18 protein-coding genes are annotated in these 22261 nt (G+C 68.3%); 6 read left to right on the top strand and 12 right to left on the bottom strand.

The genetic code is table 11. The features are described from left to right. Positions 1 to 29: 29 nt before the first annotated feature. On the bottom strand, positions 30 to 1214 hold the full coding sequence (gene galK / locus MNR00_RS02680; RefSeq protein ID WP_241927637.1) for a galactokinase: 1185 nt from the start codon (positions 1212 to 1214) through the stop codon (positions 30 to 32). Between the two features lie 53 nt (positions 1215 to 1267). After that, positions 1268 to 2416 carry a galactose-1-phosphate uridylyltransferase gene (gene galT / locus MNR00_RS02685; RefSeq protein ID WP_241928745.1) on the bottom strand — a complete coding sequence of 383 codons (1149 nt, stop codon included), beginning with the start codon at positions 2414 to 2416 and terminating at the stop codon, positions 1268 to 1270. A 105-nt stretch (positions 2417 to 2521) separates the two neighbouring features. On the opposite strand from galT, the gene MNR00_RS02690 reads away from it, so the two are divergent. After that, positions 2522 to 3505, top strand: a complete 984-nt coding sequence (locus MNR00_RS02690) for a LacI family DNA-binding transcriptional regulator (protein ID WP_241927638.1) — start codon at positions 2522 to 2524, stop codon at positions 3503 to 3505. Between the two features lie 42 nt (positions 3506 to 3547). Here MNR00_RS02690 and MNR00_RS02695 read toward each other — a convergent pair whose 3' ends face one another. From MNR00_RS02695 to MNR00_RS02705, 3 genes are all read right to left on the bottom strand, one after another. Continuing rightward, on the bottom strand, positions 3548 to 4570 hold the full coding sequence (locus tag MNR00_RS02695; protein ID WP_241927639.1) for a zinc-dependent alcohol dehydrogenase family protein: 1023 nt from the start codon (positions 4568 to 4570) through the stop codon (positions 3548 to 3550). A 73-nt stretch (positions 4571 to 4643) separates the two neighbouring features. After that, on the bottom strand, positions 4644 to 6566 hold the full coding sequence (locus MNR00_RS02700; RefSeq protein ID WP_241927640.1) for a DUF2264 domain-containing protein: 1923 nt from the start codon (positions 6564 to 6566) through the stop codon (positions 4644 to 4646). Beyond that, positions 6563 to 7567 carry a hydroxyacid dehydrogenase gene (locus MNR00_RS02705; protein WP_241927641.1) on the bottom strand — a complete coding sequence of 335 codons (1005 nt, stop codon included), beginning with the start codon at positions 7565 to 7567 and terminating at the stop codon, positions 6563 to 6565. Before MNR00_RS02705 ends, MNR00_RS02700 begins: the two co-directional genes overlap by 4 nt. A 163-nt stretch (positions 7568 to 7730) precedes the next feature. Between MNR00_RS02705 and MNR00_RS02710 the strand changes: the two genes are divergently transcribed. Genes MNR00_RS02710 through MNR00_RS02720 form a run of 3 tightly spaced genes read left to right on the top strand, consistent with a single transcriptional unit; the run spans position 7731 to position 10435 of the window. After that, positions 7731 to 9467, top strand: a complete 1737-nt coding sequence (locus MNR00_RS02710) for a DHA2 family efflux MFS transporter permease subunit (RefSeq protein ID WP_241927642.1) — start codon at positions 7731 to 7733, stop codon at positions 9465 to 9467. Position 9468: 1 nt separating this feature from the next. Continuing rightward, a complete protein-coding gene (locus MNR00_RS02715) occupies positions 9469 to 9921 on the top strand; it encodes a MarR family transcriptional regulator (protein ID WP_241927643.1) in 453 nt (150 codons plus the stop codon). Between the two features lie 43 nt (positions 9922 to 9964). Beyond that, on the top strand, positions 9965 to 10435 hold the full coding sequence (locus tag MNR00_RS02720; protein WP_241927644.1) for a MarR family winged helix-turn-helix transcriptional regulator: 471 nt from the start codon (positions 9965 to 9967) through the stop codon (positions 10433 to 10435). Between the two features lie 17 nt (positions 10436 to 10452). On the opposite strand, the gene MNR00_RS02725 is transcribed toward MNR00_RS02720, so the two are convergent. Further along, entirely contained in the window at positions 10453 to 12753 is a 2301-nt protein-coding gene (locus MNR00_RS02725; RefSeq protein ID WP_241927645.1) for a PQQ-binding-like beta-propeller repeat protein, read from the bottom strand. Between the two features lie 176 nt (positions 12754 to 12929). Between MNR00_RS02725 and MNR00_RS02730 the strand changes: the two genes are divergently transcribed. After that, complete coding sequence (locus tag MNR00_RS02730; RefSeq protein ID WP_241927646.1) at positions 12930 to 14471, top strand: alpha-L-fucosidase; 1542 nt, start codon at positions 12930 to 12932, stop codon at positions 14469 to 14471. Positions 14472 to 14492: 21 nt separating this feature from the next. Here the strand turns inward: MNR00_RS02730 and MNR00_RS02735 are convergent, their stop codons facing one another. The 6 genes from MNR00_RS02735 to MNR00_RS02760 all read right to left on the bottom strand — a co-directional run bounded on the left by MNR00_RS02735 (position 14493) and on the right by MNR00_RS02760 (position 20960). Continuing rightward, positions 14493 to 15365 carry a gfo/Idh/MocA family oxidoreductase gene (locus tag MNR00_RS02735; protein ID WP_241927647.1) on the bottom strand — a complete coding sequence of 291 codons (873 nt, stop codon included), beginning with the start codon at positions 15363 to 15365 and terminating at the stop codon, positions 14493 to 14495. Next, positions 15362 to 16252, bottom strand: a complete 891-nt coding sequence (locus MNR00_RS02740) for a carbohydrate ABC transporter permease (protein WP_241927648.1) — start codon at positions 16250 to 16252, stop codon at positions 15362 to 15364. The genes MNR00_RS02735 and MNR00_RS02740 overlap by 4 nt, the downstream gene beginning before the upstream one ends. Next, positions 16249 to 17178 carry a sugar ABC transporter permease gene (locus MNR00_RS02745; protein WP_241927649.1) on the bottom strand — a complete coding sequence of 310 codons (930 nt, stop codon included), beginning with the start codon at positions 17176 to 17178 and terminating at the stop codon, positions 16249 to 16251. The genes MNR00_RS02740 and MNR00_RS02745 overlap by 4 nt, the downstream gene beginning before the upstream one ends. Positions 17179 to 17251: 73 nt before the next feature. Then, the gene (locus MNR00_RS02750; protein WP_241927650.1) at positions 17252 to 18529 is read right to left on the bottom strand and encodes an extracellular solute-binding protein; all 1278 of its coding nucleotides are present in this window, start codon (positions 18527 to 18529) and stop codon (positions 17252 to 17254) included. 27 nt (positions 18530 to 18556) lie between these two features. Next, complete coding sequence (locus MNR00_RS02755; RefSeq protein WP_241927651.1) at positions 18557 to 19927, bottom strand: sulfatase; 1371 nt, start codon at positions 19925 to 19927, stop codon at positions 18557 to 18559. A gap of 1 nt (position 19928) precedes the next feature. Beyond that, entirely contained in the window at positions 19929 to 20960 is a 1032-nt protein-coding gene (locus MNR00_RS02760; protein WP_241927652.1) for a hydroxyacid dehydrogenase, read from the bottom strand. Between the two features lie 52 nt (positions 20961 to 21012). Here MNR00_RS02760 and MNR00_RS02765 point away from each other — a divergent pair, with 52 nt between their 5' ends. Beyond that, complete coding sequence (locus MNR00_RS02765; RefSeq protein ID WP_241927653.1) at positions 21013 to 22221, top strand: ROK family protein; 1209 nt, start codon at positions 21013 to 21015, stop codon at positions 22219 to 22221. Positions 22222 to 22261 lie beyond the last annotated feature (40 nt).

A 22261-nucleotide genomic window follows, 5' to 3' on the forward strand; every position in this document is an offset into this window, starting at 1 on the left:
AGCGATGCAGCTGTGTCAGCGATGCAGCCTCACGCGTCACGGCGCGGTCCCTCGGACGGATGCACGGTGAAGATGTTCGGGGCGGTGAAGCCGGCATCCGCGAAGGCCTGCGCGACAGCATCCGACACCGACGCGACCGCGTCGTGCTCGATCAGGGCGATCGCCGCCCCGCCGAAACCGCCGCCGGTCATGCGCGCGCCGATCGCGCCGTGCGCAAGCGCGGTCTCGACGGCCAGGTCGAGCTCTGGCACCGAGATCTCGAAGTCGTCACGCATGGAAGCGTGCGAGGCGACCAGCAGGTCTCCGATCGCCCGCGGGCCCTGTTCGGTGAGCGCGGCGACCGTGTCGAGCACCCGCTGGTTCTCGGTGAGGATGTGGCGCACGCGACGGAAGGTCACGTCGTCCATCAGCTCGGCCGCGCGGGGCAGGTCTGAGGTGTCGGCATCGCGCAGCGAGCGGATGCCGAGCAGCTCGGCGCCCAGCTCGCACGACGCCCGGCGCTCACGGTATCCGCCGGTCGAGTGCGCGTGGGTGACCTGTGTGTCGATCACCAGCAGCTCGAGGTGCTCGGCGGTGAACCTGGTGGGCACGGAGCGGGTCTCGAGGGTGCGGCAGTCGAGGAACGTGGCGGCATCGGGGCGGCCGAGCATGGATGCCATCTGGTCCATGATCCCGGTGGGGGCGCCGACCGCCTCGTTCTCGGCGCGGCGGCCGACCTGGGCGAGGGTGACGGGGTCGAGTCCGAGCGACCAGAGATCGTTGAGGGCGGATGCCACTGATCCCTCGATCGCGGCGGATGATGACAGTCCAGCGCCGACCGGCACGTCGGAGGCGATGGCGATGTCGACGCCAGGTGTGACGGCATCGGGACGCAGCGCACGCAGCGCCCACGCGATGCCCAGCACGTACGCCGACCACTCCGGCACGTCACGGTCGGCACCCTGAGATTCGACGGGGAACATCCGGTCGAGATCTGCCAGTGCGCAATCGACGGTCAGGTGCGCGAAGCTCGAGGTCACGCGGATCCGGTCGTCTGCGCGCAGACCGACCGCGGCATAGGTGCGGTGCTGGATTGCGAAGGGCAGCACGAAGCCCTCGTTGTAGTCGGTGTGCTCGCCGATCAGGTTCACCCGGCCCGGCGCCGACCAGATGCCGTCCGGGGCGCTGCCGGTCAGGTCGGTGAACAGATCGCGGGCGGCGGTGAGAGCGGTCATGGCGTGTCCAAACGAGGTGGTGGGGAGTCGTGCGGTGAAGGCGAGGGGCGGGCTCAGGAGACGGAGGCGATCGCGGTGCGCAGGCGATCGGCAGACACCTCGGGCAGGATCTCAGCGGTCCAGGCGCCCATGGCGGCCTCGGACCCGGCGAGGAACTTCAGCTTGTCCTCGGCGCGCCGCGGGCTGGTCAGCTCGAGGCGCATGCGCACCGTGTCGCGGCCGACGTGCACGGGAGCCTGATGCCAGCCGGCGATGTACGCGGTCGGCGTCTCGTAGAGGGCATCCACTCCACGCAGCAGCTGCAGGTAGAGCGGGGCGAGCTCGTCGCGCTCGGCATCGTTCAGCGCGGCGAAATCGGGCACGTGCCGGTGCGGCATCATCTGCACCTCGAGGGGCCAGCGTGCCGCGAAGGGCACGAAGGCCGTCCAGTGCTCGCCCTGCAGCACGACCCGCTCAGAGGTCCGCTCGAAATCGAGCACCTGACCCAATAGAGCGGGGATGGTGCGGTGGATGCTGTCGAGCAGCTGCTGCGTGCGCGGGGTCACGTACGGGTAGGAGTAGATCTGGCCGTGCGGGTGGGGCAGCGTGACGCCGATCGCCTCGCCGCGGTTCTCGAACGGGAACACCTGCTCGACGCCGGGCAGTGCCGAAAGCGCGGCGGTGCGGTCGGCCCAGGCCTCGATGATGGTGCGGGCGCGGGTGACCGACTGGCTGCCGAACGACCCCTCGTGCTCGGGGCTGAAGCAGACGACCTCGCAGCGGCCGACGCTCGTGCGGGTGCGGCCGATGCCGAGCTCGGCCAGGTCGTCGAGTCCGCGGGTGGGGTTCACGGCGGCGGGCACGCCGCCGGTGGCCCGGTTCAGTGCCGGACCGAACGCGGGGGAGCGGTTCTCGAACACGGCGACGTCGTACCGCGATGGCACCTCTGACGGGTTGGTCGGCGTCTGCGGGGCCAGCGGGTCGGCGTCGGCGCTGGGCATCATGACGCGGTTCTGCCGCTTGGTGGCGAAGGTGATCCAGTCGCCGGTGAGGATGTCCTGCCGCATGGTCGCGGTCTCGGGGCGCTCGTCGAGCATGCGGGCGTCGACATTGCGCTCTGGGCCGAGTGCGGTGCCGGGGTCATCGAAGTAGAACAGCTCGCGACCGTCGGCCAGGCGCGTGCTGCGCTTGACGACGCCGGCGCCGAGTTCGGTCGTCTGCATCTCCGGAGTTTCGCTCGTGTTCACGTCAACACGGTAACGCATCGAGCGTGGTAACGTCAACACGCCGGAGTTGCGGCGGAGCCGGAGTCGAAGAGGAGAGATCGGATGCTGAAGACCACGCGCGTCTCGATGGCGATGGTCGCGGCGCGGGCCGGAGTGTCAGGGCAGACCGTCTCGCGCGTCGCCAACGACAGCCCTCGCGTTGATCCGGAGACCCGGCAGCGCGTCGAGCAGGCGATGGCCGAACTCGGCTACCGTCCGAACCGCGCCGCCCGCGCCCTGCGGACCGGTCGCACGCAGACCCTCGGCCTCGTCGCACAGACCCTCGCGACCGTGGGAAACTCCCGCATGCTGCAGGCGGTCGCCGACGCGGCATCCGCCCGCGGCTACGCGCTCACCATCGTCACGCTGGGCGACGACGGTGACATCGCCCAGGCGTTCGAGCGGCTGCACGATCAGGGGGTCGATGGCGCGATCGTGCTGAACGAGGCCACCGCGCTCGCTCGCGAGGTGGCTGCCGCCGGCATCCGACTCGTCGTCGTGGACTCGCCGCCCGATCCCCGCTTCACCGTCGTCAGCACCGATCACGCCACCGGCGCGCGTGCCGCGGCGGCGCACCTGCTCGCATCAGGACACGAGACCGTGCACCACCTCGCGGGCCCGGTCGGCTCATTCGCAGCATCCGAACGCGAGCGCGGCTGGCGCGATGCGCTCGCCGCTTCCGGCGCCGAGGCACCCGAGATCGCGCGCGGCGATTGGAGTGCGGCGTCCGGCTTCGAGCAGACGGAGCGGATGCTGGCAGCTGGCGCCCCCGACCTGTCCGCGCTGTTCGCGGCCAACGACCAGATGGCGCTTGGCGCGCTGCGGGCGCTCGCCGAGGCGGGTCGCCGAGTGCCGGAGGATGTCGCGGTGGTCGGCTTCGACGACATCGCGGATGCTGCGCAGTTCCGCCCGCCGCTGACCACGGTTCGCCAGGATTTCGACGCCCTTGGCGAGGAGGCCGTCGAGCGCCTGGTCGCGCTGATCGAAGGCACCCAGCCCGTCGACCTGCGCCTCGCGCCGGAACTCGTCCTGCGCGCCAGCGCCTGAGCGACGTCCGGCGCTCCGCGCCTTGCCCACAGGGTTCCTCGCTCAGAACTCCAGCATCGTCTTGATGGCGCGCCGCTCGTCCATCGCACGGTAGCCCTCGCCGGCCTCGTCGAAGGGCAGCGTCAGGTCGAACACGGCGCCTGGATCGATCTGATCGGTCATGATCAGGTCGATCAACTCGGGCAGGAATCGCCGCACCGGAGCCGGACCACCGTGCAGGTGCACCGTCGCGCCGAACAGCGCGCTGCCGTCGATCGTCACCCCGTGCGACACCCCGACGAAGCCGACGTGCCCGCCGGAGCGCGTCGAGCGGATCGACTGCTGCATGGCCTCCTGGGTGCCGACCGCCTCGATCGTGGAGTGCGCTCCGTAGCCGCCCGTCATCTCCTTGATGCGTGCGATGCCGGCATCCCCGCGCTCCTCGACGATGTCGGTCGCGCCGAATCGCTGTGCGAGTGCTTGGCGGCTCGCGTGCCTGGACATCGCGATGATCCGCTCGGCGCCCAGCCGTGATGCGGCGAGGATGCCGAGCAGCCCGACCGCTCCGTCGCCGACGACGGCGACGGTCTTGCCCGGCCCCGCCTCGGCGGCGACTGCTGCGAACCAGCCGGTGCCGAGCACGTCGGATGCTGCCAGCAGGCCGCGCCGGCGACTCGGCGTCACGTCTCCTTCGACCTTGACCAGCGTGCCGTCTGCCCACGGGATGCGGGCGTACTCGGCCTGTGTGCCGACTGACCCCATGCCCACGACGTGGGCGCAGCGGGACTGGTACCCGGCGGCGCAGATCTCGCACGTGCCATCGGATGCCATGAACGAGCCGACCACGTAGTCGCCGACCTTGATGCCCTGCACATCCGCGCCGACCTGCTCGACGGTCCCGATGTACTCGTGGCCCATCTGCGTCGGGCGCGACAGTTTCGAGACGCCGCGGTAGGGCCACAGGTCCGACCCGCAGACGCAGGTGGTGTCGACCTTGATGATCGCATCGGTCGGTTCGATGATCTCAGGGGTGGGGACTTCTTCGACCCGGACATCGCCGGGTCCGTGCATGATGACAGCGCGCATGTGCTCAGTCCACCACCGCAGCGGTCCTGGCGCGAGCACTTTCTGCGGCGCTGGACTCCAACCTGGTGAGAGGTCAGGCCGGCAGCGCGGGGGTGGTCGTGTGGGCGTCGGGCCAGGTGATCGTGTGGGTGGACGTGACGACAGGGGCCGTCGCGTCGCCGGAGGCGCCGAGGTGGATGCCGAAGACCTGCCACTCCCCGGGACGAGGGGCGACCTCGACCCACGGCACGGCGGTGCGGCCGGCCAGCGGCGTCACGTCGTCCTGCACGAGGGCGCCGGACTGCGTCGGCGGGTCAGAGGCTGCAGCATTCGATCCGGCCAGCGTGACGACCCTGCTCGCAAGCCGTGGAGTCTGCGCCCAGGCACCCTCATGGGTCGTGACCTCTCCGGTGAGCGCCCACCCGCCGACGCGCAGCACGTCGCGGAGCGCGAGGCCAGTGGCGTGAACTCGCACGAAACGCACCTCCCACGCCCCGTGCACGACCGAGACGGTGTCGATGAGTGGCCCGATGTCGGTGTGCCCGGTGTGCGTGTCGACACCGTGGTTCGGCCGCACCTCGTATCCGAGAGGCCAGTGCGCCCGCGCAGTGGAGGACCCAGACAGCGTCGTCGAGTCGAGTGCGCAGGACCCACCCACGACGAACCCCGAACGGTGGCTCGGCAACCCATCGCGCACGAGCGCGACCGTGCCGTCGACGGGTGCCGCCACACCGGGGCCGGCCAGCACAGGCGCGGTCGCCGTCGAGTAGCCGAACTTCGCATAGAGCGGGGAGTCCGGCTCCAGAGAGCCCTCGACGCGGTGATCCGTGCCGTGATTCACCACGCGCACGATGCCGTCAGATGTCCCGACCGCCAGCCATCCTGGCGTCACCAGCGCTCGCGCGAAAGGCCCCTCATCGATCGGCAGGGGCTTCTCGACTGCCGTCCACGCCGGATGAGTCGCCGGCAGAGCGAGCCCCAGCATCCCCTTCGACGCCCAATACGGTGATCCGAGGCCGGAGTAGTTCTGCGCGATGGCCCGCCACGGGTGGTGCCAGCCGAGGGAGAGGATGCCATCGGCATCCGGTGCACCGCGTGAGACGAAGTGCTTGATCTGGCCGCTCGCGGCGCGGCGCAGCAGTCCGGCATCGTGCCGGGATCCGCCGTGGAACGCGGCCGCCCACGCTGGCGCGGCCGTGGCGAAGCGGTAGGTGAGGCTGCGTCCCTGCAGCAGCGGCGCGCCATCGGCGCCGATCAGGTGCAGCGCGTCGTCGAGGTAGTCGTCGAGGCGGGCGCGGTAGCGGGCGATGCGCGCGGAGTGCCCCGGGTCGCCCTCGACCATCTGCGCCCAGATGACCGGGTAGAACGGCAGCGCCCATCCGCAGTAGTGGTCGAAGTTGCGGCCGACACCGTCGGCGATCCAGCCGCCCGGCAGATCGAACGAGTCGAGCAGTGCGAAGTCCTCCGCGCGGTCGGTCTCCGAGAAAGGCCCGCCGACGCTCTCGAGGAAGTACGAGACCATGATCCGGAACCACGCCCAGTTGTTCGGCGGGTACGGCCGGCGCATGAACGTCGCGAGGTAGTCAATCGTCTGCTGCTGCGCACGATCGTCGAGCCTGGCCCACACCGTGTCGAGGGTCAGGTGCAGACCCAGCGCGAGTGCCGCCGCCTCGACCTTGGCCTGGTCGTGCTCGTCGATGCGCACCCAGCGCTGCGGATGCTGCGGATCGACCCCGGCGGCGATACCGCGCGCATAGCGCTCGGCCAGCGCTGTCGTGCCGGCCGGGTCGCCGGCGATGCGGAATGCGGCGAGCATGAAGGTGCGCGTGAACCCCTCGAGGTGGTCGATGTCGCGGCCGAGGCCGCCGGGTTCGCCGGGATAGCGAATCAGAGATTGCGCCGGGCTGGCGTGCCGTACGGCCCCGTCCAGGATCGCATCGGCGACGCGCTCCCAGTGGGCGCGCGTCCATCCGGTGTACGGCGAGAGAGTGCGATCGTCGCCGGGCAGAGCGATCATGCCGAGGTCGCCATATCGGCGGCGGTGATCGGATGCTGGGGCGCGGCCCCCGCGGTGTACGCCGCCAGCTCGTCCAGGGCCGAGTCCGCGAGACGGCGCAGCTCGGTGCCGAGAGAGCCGGCGATGTGCGGGGTGATCGCGACGTTCGGCAACCGGTGCAGCTCGGAGTCGGCCGGCAGCGGTTCGGGGTCGGTGACGTCGAGCACGGCGTCCAGGCGTCCGGTGCGGCATTCCACCAGCAGCGCGTCGTGGTCGAGGATGCGCCCGCGCGCGGTGTTGATCACGGTCGCGCCGTCGGGCAGCGCGGCGAGCTGCGCTGCCCCGATCATGTGGTGCGTTGAGGGCAGGTCGGGGGCGTGCAGCGAGAGCACGTCGACCTGCGGAAGCAGATCGTCGAGGGGCACGAGCTCTGCGCCGGCAGCAGCCACGGCCGCCGCTTCAGCGAACGGGTCGGCGACCAGGACCCGCACATCCAGCGCCCGAAGCATCTCCGCCACCCGCCTGCCGATGCGCGAGAAGCCGACCAGGCCGATCGTGCGGTCGACGTTGCCGATGTTCGTGTAGTCGAGCAGGCCGAGCTGGGCGCGCTTCTCGACCGGCGTGCGCAGGTGCACGAATGCGCGCTTGCCGGCGAGCACGATCGCCGCGAACGTGAACTCCGCGACCGGCACGGCGTTGGCATCCGCGGCGGAGGTGATCAGGATGCCTCGGTCCCAGAACGCGTCCGTGACGATCTCGCGCACGCTGCCGGCGGCGTGGAAGACGGCGCGCAGCTTCGGCAGACGGGCCAGGCGTCGGGCATCCAGCGTCGGCGCGCCCCATGAGGTGATGAGCACTTCGATGTCGCCCAGCTCCGCATCCGAGATCGCGTCGATGTCGACGGGGACGGCGGATGCCAGGTCGCTGAACTCTGCCAGCCGGGTCAGACGGCTGTCGTCGAACACGGTCTGTGCGGCATCCGCCGACATGGCGAGCAGGGCGCGAGGGCGCGGAGCAGTCATGGAGTCTCCTGAGATCGGGCGGCGCTGTCAACGATAGATCCTGGCGAACGGGCAACGGGCAACGGGCATCCGTGAACTGGTTGACGCTCGGCAATAGTTGCCAAAGTGCAACTACTCGTGTATGGTTGACGTCTGTCAACTTTCTATCGGGAGCATCCGCCTTTTGAACGCCACTAAATCCACCACCTCCGAGACCGCGAGCTCGCCCCGTGAGATCTTCACCGCGATTTCCGGCCTCGTCGTCGGCATGTTCGTCGCGGTGCTCTCCGGCACCGTCGTCTCGACATCGCTGCCGGTCATCATCGCCGACCTCGGCGGCACGCAGTCGCAGTACACCTGGGTGATCACGGCCAGCCTCCTGGCCACGGCAGTCTCCACCCCGATCTGGGGCAAGCTCGCCGACCTCGTCGACCGCAAGATCCTCGTCCAGCTCTCGCTGATCCTCTTCACTGTCGGAACCGTGATCGCGGGATTCTCGACCGACACCAACATGCTCATCGCCGTCCGCGTCGTGCAGGGCATCGGCGTCGGCGGTCTGATGTCGCTGGTGATGATCGCAGTGGCACTGATCATCTCGCCGCGTGAGCGCGGCAAGTACATGGGTGTCGTCGGCGGCATCATGGCGTTCGCCACGATCGGTGGCCCGCTGCTCGGCGGCTTCATCACCGATGTGTGGGGATGGCGTGCCAACTTCTTCGTCGGCGTGCCGTTCGCCATCATCGCGCTGATCCTGCTGCAGTTCACCCTGCACCTCCCCAAGCCGCAGACCGCGAAGGTCTCGATCGACTACTTCGGCATCGTGCTGCTCGCCGTCGGCGTCTCGACCCTGCTGATCTGGGTCTCGATGGGCGGCAGCCAGTTCGATTGGGACTCGAGCACCAGCATCATCCTCGCCGCCATCGCTGCGGTCACGATCGCCGCGTTCATCACCGTCGAGTTCTTCGTCAAAGAGCCGATCGTGCCGATGTCGCTGTTCCGTAACCGCACCTTCACGCTGTCGGTCGTGGCATCCATCGCCATCGGCGTTTCGATGTTCGCCACCTCGGTCTTCCTTGCTCAGTACTTCCAACTCGCGCGCGGCGCGACTCCCACCGAGTCGGGTCTGATGACGATCCCGATGATCGTCGGGCAGATGGGTGCGTCGATCATCATCGGTCAGCTCGTCAGCCGCTTCGGCAAGTGGAAGGGGTGGATGCTGACCGGCTCGATCCTGGCGCTGATCGGCGTCAGCCTGATGGCGACGCTGCGCTACGACACTCCGTTCGTGCTGGTCGCGGTGTACATGTTCGTCCTGGGCGCCGGGCTCGGCATGGTCATGCAGAACCTCACGCTGATCGTGCAGAACGACACGCCACCCCAGCAGCTGGGCGCGGCATCGTCGAACGTCAACTTCTTCCGCACGATCGCCGGCACCATCGGCGTCACGATCATGGGCTCGGTGATGGCGAGCAGCGTCGCGACCCACGTCTCCGACGGTCTGAAGGGCTTCACACCGACGTCCGCCGACGAGGTCGAAGCGCTGGGGCACCTCGCCTCCGGCAACGTGCCGAACGTCGGTGAGCTTCCGCACGCCATCCGCACGGTCGTGGAATCCGCCTACGGTCTCGGCATCGCCGACGCCTTCATCATCGCCATCCCGCTCGCCGTCCTCGGTGTCTTCGCGATCGCCTTCATCAGGAACAAGCCGCTGTCGACGAAGAACGCCGCCGAGCAGCTGCGCGAGCAGGCGGAGGAGTCCGTCATCGACGTCGGCGAGGCCGAGGTCGGTGCATCCATGAACACCACCGGTGCGATCCGGGTCGTCGGCGCGGATCAGACCTCGACGAATCGCGTGGCCGTGCTCGAGCGTGAGGACGCGGAGTCTTCGGCCGCGCCCGAGGACGAGGGCCGGGGACGCTGAGATGACGGTCCGTGCCGTGGTGCCCGTCGACTCCGACGAGGCGGTCGCTGAGTTCCAGGGGCAGCTGCACCTGGTCTTCGCGAGGGCCCGCACGGTGTGGAAGGAGTCCGCGGCGCGCGTCCACGGCGAACTGTCGCCGGCGGGGTACAAGCTGCTGACATTCATCGCCCGAGCGGGGAGCGCCAGCGCCCACCAGCTCGCCGAGGCGTTCGAGATGGATAAGTCGGTCGTGAGCAGGCAGGTGCGGATGCTGGAGGAGCTCGGTCTCGTGCAGTCGCGCCCGGACGAGAGCGATGGTCGTCTGCGGGTGCTCGAGGCGACACCGGATGCCGTCGCGGCGCTCGCAGCAGTGCGGGCGGACCACTCGGCGTGGCTGCGGTCTGCGCTCGTGCAGCTGACACCCGAAGAGCTGCGGGCCGCGTCGAAGGTGTTCAACGCGCTCGCAGAGGCGTGATGCGGCACCGGCCGCAAGGTCTCGGCGCCGTACACTGGCGAACATGAGCGACCCGTCCGACCACCCTGCTGACGCCACTCTCGCAGGGGACGCTCTCGATCAGGCGGTCACCCGCGTCGAGCATGAGCTGGGTCGGCTCTTCGCACGGATCAGGGTCGGCTGGCGCGAGGCGGCGGCCACCGTGCATCCCGACCTTCAGCCGCTCGGGTACCAGGTGCTGACCTCTATCGCGAGTGGCAAGGCGAACTCGGCCGGTGCGATCATCGAGCGGCTGCAGACCGACAAGTCGGCGGTCAGCCGGCATGTGCGCCAGCTGGAGCAGCTCGGCCTCGTCGACAGCGTCCGCGACCCCGACGACCGTCGTGCCAGACGGCTGGTCGCCACCGACCTCGCGCAGGAGCGCGTGGCGATCGCGCGTGCACAGTACGAGGGCCGGATCGGCGACCGCCTGCGCACCTGGTCGGCCGCCGATCTCGAGCACTTCGCAGACCTGCTGGATGCTCTCGGGCGCTGAGAAGAGCCCTCAGCTTGTCACGAGCACACCGGTGATTCGTAGCTGGTGGTGCTGCGGCTGGTGAGGGTCGCGCCGGCGACCGTGGCCGTGGCCTCCACGACGACGGCTCCTGCGGTCGAGGAGGGTCGGTGCAGGTTGAACGGACGCGTGCTGCTCTGGCCGGGGGCGAGATCGCGGATCGTCTTGGTTCCCCGGTCGGTCGTGATGACGACGTCGACGGGGACGGACTCCGTGTTGCGCACCGTCACCGAGATCTTGACGTTCCTGCCCGCACAGCGCGTCGCGACGGTCGTCTCGATCGCCGGATAGGCGGGCACGGTGATGCGGACGAGCTCGCGATCGCGCATCGTGTAGATGTCGCCCTTCTCGTCCACGTCCATCTTGGTGTGACCACCGTAGAACGCGCCGTTGAGCTCGGGGACGACGACCGTCGGCTCGAACGTCACTGGATCGAACCGGTACAGCGTCGTGCTCGACACGCCGTGGACGCGTCCGCCGCTGACGGCGAGTGAGGAGCGGTTGGTGCCGAGCTCGCGGATGTCCGCCGTGTGCACGATCTCGCGCTTGACGACATCGATCACACAGAATCTGCCCTTGTTGACGCTGACGTAGAGCAGGTCACCCAGGAAGGCCAGAGAGCTGACACCCCCCGGCAGCTGAGGGTCGATCCGCCAGAGCTCCTTGCCGCTCATCAGGTCGAACGCGACGACTTCACCGCGCGGGCCCTCGGATTGGGCGTTGTCGCCGCCGAGATAGGCGATGCCGTCCCGGGTCTCGACCCAGCGGATGAGCTGTCGACTGTCGATGGGGTTGATGTGCACCGTCATGTCGTCGGTGGCAGGGTCGTACGCGCCGACGGCGCCGCCCCCGTCGATGTCCGACTGGGTGGAGATGATCACCCGCTTGTTGACGTCATCCCATCCGACGAATACGGGACGGTTCTGTGAAGCAGGCAGTGGTGCGAGCTGTGCGGGGAGCCGGCCCGTCGCAGGGTCGTAGCCGAACAGACCGAGACCGGCGTACTGGCCCATGTACAGCCTGCCGTCGACGACCTCGCCGTGCTTCGTCTCGCCCGCGGCGATCAGGTTGAGCACCGTGTGATCGTCGAGCGAGTGGCGCGCCAGTGATCCGGTGCCGGCGACGTACGCGTACCCGCCGCCCGCTGTCACACTCATCGCCAGCTGTGGCTCTGCGGGAGCGCCGGCGTCGATGAGCCCGGTCAGCTCCGCCGTGCGACCGGCGACGTCCACGTGCGCGACGAAGCCGTACGCCGAGACGACGTGCAGTCGTCCGTCGAGCCATCCCATGCCCCAGACCTCGCCGAAGTCGACGCCTTCGATCTCGAGCGACGTCATCTCGAGCGTGTCGAGGGAGACGATGCGCACATCGTTCGCTCCAGCGGAGAAGTACAGGTCTCCGTCGTGCACGAACGGTGCGCGCGTGGTCACCGCGGCCGTCTCGAGCACGCGGTACGAAGTCGGATCGACGGTGGAGATGACCGCGAGCTTGCTCGGCACCGAGCCGCCGTACGTGCCGACGACCAGCTTGTCGTCGTGGAGGGCCAGCGAGCGCACCGTCTCGTCATCGGCCAACTCGGGCGGGAGGATCTGGCGCATCTCACCGGTGGCGCGGTCGTAGGCGGCCAGGACGGCGTTGCTGGTGGTCTCGCTGCCGTTGAGCACGGTGCCGGAGCCGATGTAGACGGTCTCGTCGGTCGCCAGAACGGTGCGGATGCCGGTGGCCGTCGCCTCTGGTGTGCCGATCGAGGTGATCTGTCCATCTGCCGGGCTGTACTGCCACACCGTCGGGGGAGCCTCCTTGCCGCCGAAGTAGGCGAACCCGTCCGGGGCGACGCTCATGTTCCAGATCGTGACGTCCGCTGCGCGGCCGAGTGGCTCGGCGGGAAGGGATCGGTCCGTGAGGTCCCACCGGTACACCGTGTCCTGGTCGCCCGCAGGACTCTCGATCGCGAAGTACAGCCACTTGCCGTCCGCCGACCCGTCCATGCCCTGGATCGAGCGTCCGTTGGGGATCGCCGCGGTCGCGATGATGCGCCTTGTCGGGATGTGGAAGGCGGCGACGTAGGTCGGCTCGATGTTGCGCGAGCCGATGTAGATCGTGTCTCCGACCTGCACCGCGCTCTTCGAGCCGAACTGCACGACACCGGCGCCGAGGCTCTCGACGGCCGGGCCGAACGCGCTGTGCGAGACCGAGGCGGATGCGGCCTCGGTCATGCCGACTCCGCAGACGACGGCGACCGCTCCGATGGAGCCCAGTTGGAGGACGCGACGGCGGGTCAGTGTGAGGTTCTCATTCACGGGGTGATCTCCTTCGATCGGGCGGGAGTTCCGCACTTTTATCAGTGACAAAAATTAGCGATGGCAGTCATGCTAACGACCGTGACAGAGTTATTTCAATGATTGACTTAACTGCGGTCGGCCCATATGGTCGGGCGTAGCCGACTGGCTGCTGCAGAGGCACGAGGAGTTCATGCATGCCTGATCTGACGTGGGTGCCGCCCCGTATCCGCCCATCGAGCGAAGACGACGCCGCCGAGGTTCGCGAGGTCGAACGGATCATCGCGCAGGGCCCGTTCTCGGACACCTGGGAATCGCTCGAAGCGTACGAGCCGCCGACCTGGTACATCGATGCCAAGTTCGGGATCTTCGTCCACTGGGGTGCGGCGTCCGTCCCGGCGACTATGAGCGAGTGGTACCCGCGTCTGATGTACCGCCGGGGCAGCGAGGAGCACCTTCTGCACCGGGAGCACCATGGATCGCTGGCAGAGCACGGTTACAAGGACTTCCTGCCGAGATTCACGATGGCCGACTATGACGCGCCGCAGATGGCGGCGCTCTTCCGGCAGGCCGGCGCCCGATTCGTCGTTCCGGTCGCCGAGCACCACGACGGCTTCACGATGTACGACGAGCCGCGCACGCGTTGGCGGGCACCGCTCGTCGGTCCCCGTCGTGATGCCTTCGGTGAACTCGCGCAGGCCACCCGTGAACTCGGCATGATAGCCGGCGCCTCCTCGCACCGTGCGGAGAACTGGTGGTTCTTCAATGGCGGCAGAGTCGGCGAGACCGATGTGCAGGAGCCTGAGTGGAGTGACCTGTACGGCCCGGCCGCTCGCGAGGAGGTCAGCCCGGACGAGGATTTCCTCCAGGACTGGCTGCTGCGCACCGTGCACATCATCGATCGCTATCGCCCGCAGATGCTGTGGTTCGACTTCTACATCGAGGCACCCGGCTTCGAGCCTTACCTCCGCAAGGTCGCGGCGTACTACTACAACCGCGCGGCCGAGTGGGGGCGGGGCGTCGTGCTGTTCTACAAGAACGAGGCGTTCCGCCCAGGGACGGCCGTCTTCGACGTCGAACGCGGAGCATCCGCCGGCATCCGCCCAGAGATCTGGCAGAACGAGACCGCGGTGTCACGCAACGCGTGGGGCCACATCGACACCCACGACTACAAGACGCAGCGCGAGATCGTGAGCGAGCTCGTCGACGTCATCTCGAAGAACGGATGCCTGCTGCTGAACGTCGGGCCCAAGGCTGACGGAACTCTGCCGAGCGAAGAGGCGGAGCTGCTGAGAGGCGTCGGTCGCTGGCTCGACGTCAACGGCGAGGGCGTCTACGGAACCCGGCCATGGCGGGTGTTCGGTGAGGGGCCCACGGCATCCCGTGCAGGGGCGATGATCGATGCGGCGCCGTTCGAGCTCGCGCACGGCGACTTCCGCTTCACCTGGCGAACCAATGCCGATGTCGACTACCTCTACGTGCTCGCGGTGACTGCCGAGTCGCGTGATGTCGTGGTGCGAAGCTTGGCGTCCGAGCTGAATCTCCTCGAAGGAGAGGTGGAGTCGGTCGTGCTGCTCGGCGATCTCGAGCCGCTCGTCTGGCGGCGCGATGGCGACGCCCTGCGGGTGCACCTTCCCGATTCCGTCGATCTGCAGGATGGCTTCGGGCTCAGAGTGGCGGTGCAGCGCCCGCCTCGCATCGAGCGACGCGACTTCCTGCACAACGGCACCGCTCCCTGAGCGGCGGTGTACCCGGAGCGGTCAGCGCAGCGACACGGGTGCGTCGTCGGCGAGTGCAGCAGTGCCTGCCGCGACGACCCGAGAGATCTCGCGGATCTCGGGCGCCGTGATGTTCGGCTCGCCTGAGCGGCACGACTCCACGACACTGTTGAGCAGGCCGATCAGCATGTGCTCGTCGGCCTCGATCGCGAAATCGATCGTGCCGCCGTCGACCGTGCGTGCCGTGCCCCGTGTCCACGGCTCCCACTCGGCCGATCCGCCGATGGTCGCGGAGCGCCCATCGGGCCATTCCAACCTGAGGCGCTCTCCTGCCGGTTCCACGCGAGTGCATCCCGGGCCGAACACGGCGACGGCGAGATCAACGAGATGCACGCCATACCAGGCGAGCCCCGGATGCCCTGGCTGCGCCACCATCGGGCCGGTCAGCTCGAGGGTCTCGACCTCCGCTGCGCGCACGGGGGCGAACTCGGGCGTGAACCGTTTGGGCGAACCGCTGAGCACGAGGGTGTCGTGCTCAGCGGCGAGTCTCAGCAGGGCATCCGTCTCCTCCGGCGAAGCCGAGAACCGGGTGTCGACGTAGATCGGCAGGCCGAGAGGTGCGAGGCGACGGACGTGCTCGAAACGGGTGCGCGCATCGGAGGCGACCAGCAGCAGAGCATCGGATGCTGCCGCGACGGCCTCTGGCGTCTCGAGCAGCTGCACGCCCAGCTGCGGAAGCACCAGGGCATGATCCTCCGCACGCCGGCTGAGCGGGAAGTCGGTCACCGCGGGTGCTTGCCATGCGCTGACCACCCGCCCGCCCTCGACGCGACCGTCGCGGAACACGCGGGTGAACTGCGGAGCGTGCGACGAGTCGATGCCGATGAGTCCGAAGCGGAGCTGCCGTGTCGTCATCCCTTGATCCCACTCGCAGCGATGCTCTCCACGATGTGGCGCTGCAGGAAGATGAAGATGATCAGGCAGGGGATGAAGCTGATCAGGGCCGCCGACATGATGTTCGACGTCGAGATCGTGTCGCTGTCGAGCGACGCGAGGCCGACCGTCAGCGTGCGCGCCTCATCGGACTGGCCGATGATGAGCGGCCAGAGCAGATCGTTCCAGTGCCACAGGAAGACGAAGATGGCGAGGGTCGCGAGCACCGGCTTGATCAGCGGCAGCACGATCTGCACGAAGGTGCGCCATTCGCCGGCACCGTCGATCCGTGCCGCGTCGAACAGCTCGTCCGGCATCCCCTTCACGAACTGGCGGATGAGGAACACCGCCTGCGCGTTCGCGAGCGTCGGCAGGATCAGTCCCCACAGGGTGTTCACGCCACCCCAGTCCGCGATCATGATGAACATCGGAATCAGCGTCGCCTGCATCGGCACCATGAGGGTCGCGACGATCGACCACAACACGATGTTCTGGCCGGGGAATCGCTTGCGTGCCAGTGCGTAGGCGGCCATCGACGCCGTCAGCAGAATGACGACGACCGACACCACCGAGTACACGAGGGAGTTCCAGATCCACTGCGGGAAGGCGCCGACGTTGAAGATGCGCGTCAGGTTGTCGAAGGTGAACTCGGACGGCCATGTGTACGGGATCGTCGGCGCGTGCTCGGGCGTCAGCGCGAGGATGACGACGGCGATCAGCGGGGCGACGGTGAACAGCGAGATGACGCTGAGGGCGATGATCGGCCACGGCTTCGTCTTCGGCCTGCGGCGGCGGGTGATGGGGCGTCGGCCACCGGGAGTCGTCGGGTCGGTGGCCGCGACGGGCGCTTCGAATGAGACGGTTGTCATTTCTCTTCCCTGCCTTCGAAGAAGTAGCGCTGGATCAGCGAGAGGATGAGGACGATCGCGAACAGGACGAGTCCGATGGCGGCTGCGTAGCCGAAGTCGAAGAACCGGAAACCCTGGTCGAACAGGAAGTAGATGATGCTGTAGCTGGCGCGCGATGGCCCGCCGCCGGTCATGACGTAGATCGTGTCGAAGACCTGGAAGCCGACGATCGTCTCGATCACGAGCACGAAGAAGACCACGGGCTTCAGCAATGGCAGAGTGATGTGCCAGAAGGACTTCCAAGGTCCTGCGCCGTCGATGCGGGCGGCCTCATGCACCTCGGCGGGCTGCGCCTTGAGGCCGGCCAGGAAGATCAGCATCGAATACCCGAACCCCTTCCAGACAGCGACGGCGGCGAGGCTGGCGAGGACCAGCCACTGATCCCCGGTGAGGAACGGGATCGGACCCACGCCGACCGCGCCCAATGCGGCGTTCATCGGTCCGTCGGCGGCGAAGATCCACTTCCAGATGATGCCGGCGAGCACGAACGAGCTGAGATAGGGGATGAAGAGCAGGGCGCGGAACAGCGAACTGGTTCGGGAGAGCCCGTTGAGCAGGAGCCCGCCCACGAGCGATACGGCGATGATGAATGGGACGAAGATCGCAACATAGCCGATCGTCACCCACAGCGACTGCCAGAAGTGCGGATCCTGGAAGAGGCGGGTGTAGTTGTCGGCGCCGATGAACTCCACGTCGCCATTGAGGCGGTAGCGGGTGAGGCTCATCGCCCCGGCGCCGCCGATCGGGATGAACTTGAACACGACGAAGATCACGATCGTCGGCAGGACGAACAGCAGGCCGGCGATCGCCTCACGACGTCGTGCGGCGCGACTGCCGGGGCGCATCATCGCGTCGGACCGTCGGGATGCGGATGTTGCGGTGGACATGAGGAGGCCCTTCTCGGCGGAAGTGTGGAAAGTGTGTGGGGGCCGTCGCGGGTCACGGCCCCCACACAAGTGGTCAGCTGCGCTCGAGGATCGCACGCGCCTCGGCGGCGGCCTTGTCGAGAGCCTCCTCGGGCGACAGATCGCCTCGCAGCGCGGACTGGATGTACGGTGCGAGCGCGGCCATCACGGGGCGTGCTGCCGGGCTGGGCTCGCCGGGGTTGGAGAACTCGAGCACCTCCTGCAGCGTCTCGTAGTCGGCACCCTCGCCCGGCGCGGGGACATCGGTGCGCGGCGAGAAGTTGCCGGACGCGACGCTCAGCTCGGTCTGGAACTCCGGCGTGGCGAGGTATTCCAGCACGGCGAGCGCAGCGGCGCGGTTCTCGTCCTTGTTGATCGACGTCAGCGAGAGCAGACCAGGATTGCCGAAGGTCACGCGCTCCTCGTTCTCGAACGGAAGGGCGACCTCGACACCCTCTCCGCCCACGGCGGCGCGCAGGGGCTCGACCTCAGCCGGCAGGCCGTTGGTATGGATGCCGACCTTGCCCGCGGCCCACGGTGAGCCGTCGACGTTGATCGAGGCGGTCGGCGCTTCATCCGGCAGTCCGCCCATCTCGTACAGGTCGACGAGGAAAGAGAGCGCCTCGACACCGGCATCCGAATCGAAGGCGATGTCCGAGCCGTCCTCGGTGAAGACGGTGCCGCCGGCCTGCCAGAGGAACGGGTAGAACGACAGGTTGAGCGTCTGCTCGGTGGTGCCGGCGTAGTCCATCACGGCGATGCCCTTCTGCGCCAGGATCGGCGCGGCCTCGAGCACCTCGTCCCACGTGTCGGGGACCTCGAGGCCGGCATCCTCGAAGATCTTGGTGTTGACGACGTTGGTGGCGACGTTCTGGAAGATCGGCAGACCGTACAGCTTGCCGTCGAAGGTGGTCGCCTTCAACGAGCTGGGCACGAACGCGTCGCGCTCGGACTCGGGCAGGGCGTCGTCGATCGGCAGCACGCCGCCGACGTTCAGGTACGTGGCCGCCATGTCGGGGGTGACCAGGGCGAGATCCGGTCCGGAGTTGGCGGCGAGAGCTGCGGAGATCTTCTCATCCCGCTTGGCGAACGGCTGCAGCTCGATGCTCAGGTCGACTCCGGGGTTCGCGTCCTCGATGTCCTTCTCGACGCCGGTCCAGAACTCCTTGCTGGCGGCCTCGTCCTTGATGACGGGGTACATCCACATGGTGACCTCACCCGAGACCTCGCCGTCAGCGGCGGGTTCGGACGAAGAGTCGTTGGACGAGCAGGCGGTCAGCACGAGTGCTGCTGCCGCGGTGAGGGCCGCCGCGCGGGCGATGCGGTGCGTCATTGCAGGGATCTCTCTTTCGGGGTGGGTTCAGATCGCGAGCGCGGCGTCCGCGGTCGGGCGTGCGCGAACGATCTGAGCGAGGGTGGACAGTGCTTGGGCATGGCGGGGTGAGGTGGGCTGCGAGAGCAGCGGATCATCGACCCGCCGCATCCAGTCCTGGAGGGCCTCGGCGAGTTCGGCGATCCGATCTGCATAGGCAGTGTCGTCGATGCGGTTGTCGAGTTCGTTCGGGTCGGTCCGCAGATCGTAGAACTCCAGCACGGGGCTGGTGCCGATCGTCGGCCCGCGCAGATCGACCGGCACGCTGCGGTGCATCCACGACTGCGTCGGGTCCATCGCCTGCGGAGCGTTCGACAGATTGAGGATCAACTTGGCATCCGACGAGCGCACCGATCGCTTGGGATCGAAGTAGGTATGGTACGTCAGCTGCCCGAACGCGTGCTCGCGGGCGGGCACGTCGTCCTCGACCAGCGGGACGAGACTGCTGCCTGCGACGTCGGCGACGGGGCCTGCCGAGGTCAGTTCCATCAGCGTCGGCAGGACGTCGACATGGCTCACGAGTCCGCCGATGCGGCGAGCCGCCCATAGCGGGCGGCCGGGCACGCGGATGATCAGCGCCACGCCCACGCCGGCGTCATACAGCGTGCACTTCGCGCGGGGGAGTGCGAGGCCATGATCGGTGGTGAAGACGACCACGGTGTCCTCATCGAGCCCCAGTCGCTCCAGCGTGGCGAGGATCGAGCCGACTCCCTCATCCATGTAGCGCACGGCGCCCTGCAGCTCCGCGATCTCCGCGCGGGCCTCATCTGTCGCGGCCAGGTACGACGGCACCGAGACGCCGTCGGCAGAGTCGGGATCGACGGCATCGCCGAGGAATCCCATGATGCCGGTGTCATCGCGGTCGGAGGGTGTGCGGTGCGGCTCATGGAAGCCGACCTGCAGGTAGAACGGGCGCTCGGAGGTCGCGGCCAGCGCCAGCGCCTCCTGCGCCCGCGCGACGACGGTGTCACGATCACTGGCGGTGCGTGCGCGGTCGAAGCCGAGGCGTGTGGCGATCTGGTCGTCCGGCAGGTCGGCGGACTCGTGGTGCACGCCGATCAACTCGGTGCGGTACCCCTGGTCGCGCAGGCGGTGCGCGATGTGGGTGCTCGGGTCGATCAGATCCCAGCCGAACGGCTGGTGCGCCAAGCCCAGCACACCGTGCTGCTGCGGGTAGTTCCCGGTGAACAGCGAGGCCCGGGCCGGGCTGCAGTGCGGAGCGGTGGCGAATGCCGATTCGAACAGCGTGGCACCATCGGCGAGCGCGTCGATGTGCGGGGTGCTCACGGTCTCCACGCCGTATGCGCCGGCGAATCGACCGAGGTCGTGGCAGTGCAGGATGAGGATGCTGCGAGACATCTCAGCCCATCCTTTCGAGAGTCGCGCGGGTCACTGCGTGCTGAAGGGGGGCGCCGGCCCGGAAGCGGGCGACCTCGTCGACGACGATGCGGCCTGCGCGAGCGCGCGACTCCGCCGTGGCGCCACCGACGTGACCGGTGAGCAGTGCGTTCGGCAGGCTGCGCCAGCGGTCGTCCGTGGCGACAGGCTCCGGATCGAAGACATCGAGTGCCGCGTCGATTCGACAGGATGCCACTTCCTCGTAGAGGGCGTCCTCATCGACAAGGGAACTGCGGGCGGTGTTGATGAGCGACGTCCCATCGCGCAGCAGCGCGAGCTCGCGCCGCCCGATCATGCCGCGGGTCTCGTCGGTGGCGGGCGCGTGCAGCGCCACGACATCGCTGGAGGCGAGCAGTTCGTCGAGGCCGAGAACGTGCGGGTGCAGTGGATCCGAGTCGGTCACGTAGGGGTCGTAGACGCGCACGTCGGCACCGAGAGCTGCGCACATTCGGATGTACTCGCGACCCGTGCGAGACGCGCCGACGACGCCGATGCGGGCACCAGAGATCTCGCGGGCGCGGGAGATTGTGCGGGCCTCATCCCAGGCGGCGCCCGTCCGCAGCGCGTGATCCATGCGGTGCACTCGGCGCAGCAGCGACAGAGTGAGGGTGAGAGACATCTCGGCCACAGCGGGCGACATGGCGGCGCCGGACTGGGTGATCGGGATGTCGGCGTTCCAGAAATCATCGGTGACGAGGGCCCGCACCGAGGAGGCAGCGTTGACGACCAGATCGAGTCGCGGCATGCGAGCCAGCAGCGCGGCGTCGAATGCCGGGAATCCCCACGCGACCACGGCGATGTCGATGTGTCGCAGGTCTGCGTCCGCGATGTCGGCGGGGTCGATGATGTCGATCGACTCGGTGATGTCGGCGAGCGCCGCAGCGGGGCCCGCAGGGAAGAATGCGGCGCGCTCGTGGGGCGCGATGCTCACCAGGAGGCGGGGCTCTGTGCCCGGCACTTCACTGTGGTGCTGGCGGACGGCTTCGTTCGGCATGCCGAGAATTCAATCAGCCCAGATTCGTTTTGTCAATGACAAAAATAATAGAATGAGGGACACGGCGAACGGCGGGAGAGACGGCGTGAATGCGATGGCATCGAATGCAGAGGTGCAGCGGTCCGCGGCACGCGTGGGCAGCAAGGCGCTGATCCGCGAGATCAACGAGGCCCTGGTGCTGGACGTCGTTCGCCGACGCGGCGAGACCTCGCGTGCGGAGATCACTGCCATCACCGGCCTGAGTCCCGCGACCGTCACGGGGATCACGGCGCAGCTGGTGGGGGACGGACTGCTCATCGAGAGTCAGGTGCTGCGCGGCACCGGCGGACGCCCCGCGCGTCTGCTCCAGCTCGGCAGCGTCGCGGTCGTCGCGGCCGGCGTGCGGCTTTCCATCGACAGCGTGGAGGTCGTGCTCGTCGATCTGCGCGGCGACGTGGTCGCCACGCATCAGGAGTCGCTGCAGAACGTCTCGCCGGATGCCGCGGCTGACGCTGTCGCGGCCGCCGTCAGCGCCGTGCGCGAACGCGTTGCAGACGCTCGGATGCTCGGAGTGAGCGTCGCACTGTCGGGCATCGTCGATCGCCCTCGCGGCATCGTGCGACACAGCGGTTCGTTCGGCTGGCATGACGTGCCGTTCGCCGAAATGGTCGCGCAGCGTTGCAGCACACGCGTGGTGATCGACAGCCTGGTGAACGCGTTCGCCACCGGGCTGCTGCTGCTCGACGACGATCTCGCCGAGCGCGATGCGATCATCTTCAGCGTGGGGGTGAGTCTGGGCGCGTCGGTGCTCGTGGGTGGTCGGATCCACCGCGGACATGCGGGCGCCGCCGGGGGCTTCGCCCACGGTGCGCCCGGGCCGCGCGATGAGGCCAGGCCATGCCACTGTGGTGACGTCGGGTGCCTGGAGACGTGGAGCAGCATCGGGGGCATGCGCGCCGAGATCGAGCGTCGCGGAAGCGCGGGCGATGCCCTGGATGGCCAGGAGGCTGGTGCGGTGCTCGACGACGGCGGTCGCCATCTCGGCATCGCCATGGCGAACACAGCCAAGATGTTCGGACCCGAGCAGCTGGTTCTCGTGCAGGCGCCGGAACTGGAGGGGACGGCGTTCGAGCGCGCGTGCCGCGAAGCCTTCACCCTCGAGTACGCGCACAGCGAGACGCCTGCTCCGCCGCTGGCGCTGACCCCCGCCGACACCGATGTCTTCGCCCGCGGGGCCGGCTACGGCATGATCAACGAGCTCTTCACCGCCGACGCTCGCTGAGTTGGTGCTCGCGCAGTTCTCTGGCGCCCCCGAGGTTGCG

The sequence above is a fragment of the Microbacterium sp. H1-D42 genome (genome assembly GCF_022637555.1).
Taxonomy (GTDB): Bacteria; Actinomycetota; Actinomycetes; order Actinomycetales; family Microbacteriaceae; genus Microbacterium.

Bases quoted from the DNA above. Each gene is read 5' to 3' on its own strand.
- MNR00_RS02760 (WP_241927652.1), bottom strand. From the start codon at position 20,960: ATGCCGAACGAAGCCGTCCGCCAGCACCACAGTGAAGTGCCGGGCACA.
- MNR00_RS02705 (WP_241927641.1), bottom strand. From the start codon at position 7,567: ATGACTGCTCCGCGCCCTCGCGCCCTGCTCGCCATGTCGGCGGATGCC.
- MNR00_RS02735 (WP_241927647.1), bottom strand. From the start codon at position 15,365: ATGACGACACGGCAGCTCCGCTTCGGACTCATCGGCATCGACTCGTCG.
- galK (WP_241927637.1), bottom strand. From the start codon at position 1,214: ATGACCGCTCTCACCGCCGCCCGCGATCTGTTCACCGACCTGACCGGC.
- galT (WP_241928745.1), bottom strand. From the start codon at position 2,416: ATGCAGACGACCGAACTCGGCGCCGGCGTCGTCAAGCGCAGCACGCGC.
- MNR00_RS02765 (WP_241927653.1), top strand. From the start codon at position 21,013: ATGAGGGACACGGCGAACGGCGGGAGAGACGGCGTGAATGCGATGGCA.
- MNR00_RS02695 (WP_241927639.1), bottom strand. From the start codon at position 4,570: ATGCGCGCTGTCATCATGCACGGACCCGGCGATGTCCGGGTCGAAGAA.
- MNR00_RS02740 (WP_241927648.1), bottom strand. From the start codon at position 16,252: ATGACAACCGTCTCATTCGAAGCGCCCGTCGCGGCCACCGACCCGACG.
- MNR00_RS02745 (WP_241927649.1), bottom strand. From the start codon at position 17,178: ATGTCCACCGCAACATCCGCATCCCGACGGTCCGACGCGATGATGCGC.
- MNR00_RS02755 (WP_241927651.1), bottom strand. From the start codon at position 19,927: ATGTCTCGCAGCATCCTCATCCTGCACTGCCACGACCTCGGTCGATTC.
- MNR00_RS02690 (WP_241927638.1), top strand. From the start codon at position 2,522: ATGCTGAAGACCACGCGCGTCTCGATGGCGATGGTCGCGGCGCGGGCC.
- MNR00_RS02720 (WP_241927644.1), top strand. From the start codon at position 9,965: ATGAGCGACCCGTCCGACCACCCTGCTGACGCCACTCTCGCAGGGGAC.
- MNR00_RS02730 (WP_241927646.1), top strand. From the start codon at position 12,930: ATGCCTGATCTGACGTGGGTGCCGCCCCGTATCCGCCCATCGAGCGAA.
- MNR00_RS02715 (WP_241927643.1), top strand. From the start codon at position 9,469: ATGACGGTCCGTGCCGTGGTGCCCGTCGACTCCGACGAGGCGGTCGCT.
- MNR00_RS02700 (WP_241927640.1), bottom strand. From the start codon at position 6,566: ATGATCGCTCTGCCCGGCGACGATCGCACTCTCTCGCCGTACACCGGA.
- MNR00_RS02750 (WP_241927650.1), bottom strand. From the start codon at position 18,529: ATGACGCACCGCATCGCCCGCGCGGCGGCCCTCACCGCGGCAGCAGCA.